Below are 3,638 nucleotides of genomic sequence, written 5' to 3'. Positions count from 1 at the left end.
GTGTGGTTGTTCTATCAAGACCCGGCCGCTGGCCGGGTTCATCCCTGAACGGACTTGTGGTTATTTATGGAAAAGTCGAAGTTGCGCAAAGTCGGTATGGGGTTGGCATTGGCGGCGGTGGCCGGGTTGGTGCTGTACACGGTGCAGGCACCGGCCGAAGCGCCGAAATACCAGACCGCCCCGGTCGAACGCTCGGATATCGAAAACACTGTGCTAGCTACCGGTTTGCTGGAAGGCGTCAAGCAAGTGGACGTCGGTGCCCAGGTGTCGGGGCAATTGAAGTCGCTCAAGGTCAAGGTTGGCGACAAGGTGAAGAAGGGCCAGTGGCTGGCCGAGATCGATCCGCTGGTGCTGCAGAACACCCTGCGGCAGGCGCAGGTCGATGAGGAAAACCTGCAGGCGCAAAAGCGCGCCACGCAAGCCCAGCTCAAGCAGACCAAAGCGATTTACCAGCGCTATCAGAACCTGCAGGAAGATGCGTCGATCTCGCGTCAGGACTTCGAAACCGCGCAATCGGACTACGAGGTGCAGCAGGCCAATCTGCTGTCGCTGGATGCGCAGATCAAGAGCGCGCACATCCAGATCGACACCGCCAAGGTCAACCTCGCGTATACGCGGATCGTCGCGCCGATCGACGGCGACGTGGTCGGCATCGTCACCCAGGAAGGCCAGACCGTGATTGCTAACCAGTTGGCGCCGATCCTGCTGAAACTGGCGGATCTGGACACCATGACCATCAAGGCCCAAGTGTCGGAAGCCGACGTGATTCATATCGCGCCGGGGCAGCAGGTGTATTTCACCATTCTCGGCGAAGACAAACGCTATTACGGCAAGCTGCGCGGCACTGAGCCGGCGCCGCAGAACTTCCTCGAAACGCCGCCGGCCGGCACCCCAAAACAAAACACCGCAGTGTTCTATAACGCGCTGTTCGAGGTGCCCAATCCCGACCATCGCTTGCGCATCTCGATGACCGCGCAAGTGCGCATCGTCCTCGATACCGCGCAATCGGTGCTGACCGTGCCGGTGGCCGCGCTTGGGCCACGCAACGCCGATGGCAGCTTTCCGGTGCGGGTGCTCGATGCCAAGGGCCAGGCGCAGTCGCGCAACGTGCAGACCGGGATCAACAACAACGTCAAAGTGCAGATCAATCAGGGCCTCAGCGAAGGCGAGCGGGTGGTGATCGGTGATCCGTTGCCCGCCGTGGCGGGGGCTTGAGCATGACGCAAGCGTTGCTGCAACTGACTGGCATCACCCGCAGTTTCACTGCCGGCGACCGCGAATTTCTCGCGCTGAAGGACATCAACCTGACGATCAATGCCGGAGAAATGGTGGCGATCATCGGCGCCTCCGGCTCCGGAAAATCAACCCTGATGAACATCCTCGGCTGCCTCGATTACGCCACTGCCGGCAGCTACAGGATCAACGGCCAGGAGACCCGCGACCTTGACGATCAGGCGCTAGCCGAGCTGCGCCGCGATTACTTCGGTTTCATCTTCCAGCGCTATCATTTGCTGCCGCACCTGAGCGCGATGCACAACGTCGAGATGCCGGCGATCTACGCCGGCATCCCCGCGCCGCAACGCCACGCCCGCGCCCGCGAGCTGCTGGCGCGTCTGGGTCTCGACGGGCATCTGACGCACCGTCCGAGTCAGCTCTCCGGCGGTCAGCAGCAGCGGGTGAGTATCGCCCGGGCCTTGATGAATGGCGGTGAAGTGATTCTCGCCGACGAACCCACCGGCGCCCTCGACACCGCCAGCGGCAAGGAAGTGATGCGCATCCTGCTGGAGCTGCACGCGGCCGGGCACACGGTGATTCTGGTGACCCACGACCCGAAAGTCGCGGCCAACGCCGAACGCATCATCGAAGTCAGCGACGGTGAAATCCTCAGCGACCGGCGCAACCAGCGCGACACCGGGCAACTGTCGGACGAAGACGTGCCACCAAAACCCCCGGCGACCCGCCGCCTGGTGGCCAGCCTCGGGCTGTTCAAGGAAGCCTTCAACATGGCCTGGGTGGCGCTGATTTCGCACCGCATGCGCACCTTGCTGACCATGCTCGGGATTGTCATCGGCATCACCTCGGTGGTGTCGATTTCGGCGATCGGCGAGGGCGCGAAAAACTACGTGCTCAAGGACATTTCGGCGATCGGCAGCAACACCATCGACATCTATTCCGGCAGCAGTTTCGGCGACAAACGCGCCGCGTCGATCGAGACACTGGTGCCGGCCGACGTCACCGCGCTGAATCAGCTGTATTACGTCGACAGCGCCACCCCGGTGGTCGGTCGCAGCATGCTTCTGCGTTACCGCAACATCGACCTCGATGCGCAGATCAACGGGGTCAGTGATCAGTATTTCCAGGTTCGCGGAATCAAACTGGAGGCGGGCATCACCTTCAGCGAGAGCGACGCGCGGCGTCAGGCGCAGGTGGTGGTGATCGACTACAACACCCGGCATCGGTTATTCGGCGAGGGCGTCGATCCGCTGGGGCAGGTGATCCTGATCGGTAACCTGCCATGCACCGTGATCGGCGTGGCCGCCGAGAACAAGAACCTGTTTGCCTCGGGCAAAACCCTCAACGTCTGGGTGCCCTATGAAACCGCCGCCGGGCGTATCCTGGGCCAACGTTTTCTCGACAGCATCAGCGTACGGATCAAGGACGGCCAGTCGAGCAAAGTGGTGGAAAATCACGTCACCCAATTGATGCTGCAACGCCACGGCATCAAGGACTTCTACACCAACAACCTCGACAGCGTGATGCAGACCGTGCAGAAAACCAGCCGTTCGCTGGCCTTGCTGCTGTCGCTGATCGCGGTGATTTCGCTGGTGGTCGGCGGCATCGGCGTGATGAACATCATGCTGGTGTCGGTCACCGAGCGTACCCGCGAGATCGGCATTCGCATGGCGGTCGGCGCACGGCAGTCGGACATCCGTCAGCAGTTTCTGGTGGAGGCGGTGATGGTCTGCTTGCTCGGCGGGGCCATCGGCATTTCCCTGTCGTATGCCATCGGCCATCTGTTTTCGCTGTTCATCAAGGAATGGGAGATGGTGTTCTCCATGGCCTCGGTGCTGACGGCAGTGATCTGCTCGACGCTGATCGGCATCGTCTTCGGCTTCGTCCCCGCGCGCAATGCATCGCGCCTCGATCCGATCGAGGCGCTGGCGCGGGACTGATTGCCGAAGCTGATTGGCCGGGCTCGTGCCTGAAGTGCAAAAATCGAAAGGGACGGGTCATGAACCCGTCCCTGTTTTTCGCTTTCCAACTGTGGGAGCTGGCTTGCCAGCGATGACGGCCCAGAAGCCGACCAACCTCCCAACTGAATGCACTCGTTCCAACTGTGGGAGCTGGCTTGCCAGCGATGGCGGCCTACCCGCCGACCAACTCCCACCTGAATGCACTCATTCCAACTGTGGGAGCGGGCTTGCTCGCGAAAGCGGCCTCACAGTCGACCAATCCCCAACTGAATACACTCGGTCAAATTGTGGGAGCTGGCTTGCCAGCGATGGCGGCCTACCAGCCGACCAACCTCCCACCTGAATGCACGCAATCCAACTGTGGGAGCGGGCTTGCTCGCGAAAGCGGCCTCACAGTCGACCAATCCCCAACTGAATACACTCGGTCAAATTGTGGGAGCTGGC

2 protein-coding genes are annotated in these 3,638 nt (G+C 61.5%); both read left to right on the top strand.

Features of this window, described 5'->3' with window-relative positions:
• The first annotated feature begins 66 nt into the window (after window positions 1-66).
• On the top strand, window positions 67-1,215 hold the full coding sequence (macA, locus tag J1G18_RS14285; protein ID WP_096797354.1) for a macrolide transporter subunit MacA: 1,149 nt from the start codon (window positions 67-69) through the stop codon (window positions 1,213-1,215).
• A 2-nt stretch (window positions 1,216-1,217) separates the two neighbouring features.
• Window positions 1,218-3,173, top strand: coding sequence for a MacB family efflux pump subunit (locus tag J1G18_RS14280; RefSeq protein WP_223007929.1), 1,956 nt, complete (start codon window positions 1,218-1,220; stop codon window positions 3,171-3,173).
• The last annotated feature ends 465 nt before the right edge of the window (window positions 3,174-3,638 follow it).

Source organism: Pseudomonas sp. MIS38, assembly GCF_019891575.1.
Classification (GTDB): Bacteria; Pseudomonadota; Gammaproteobacteria; order Pseudomonadales; family Pseudomonadaceae; genus Aquipseudomonas; species Aquipseudomonas putida_A.
Note: the sequence above shows the minus strand (reverse complement) of the source record. Positions and strands in the feature narration are given on the sequence as shown.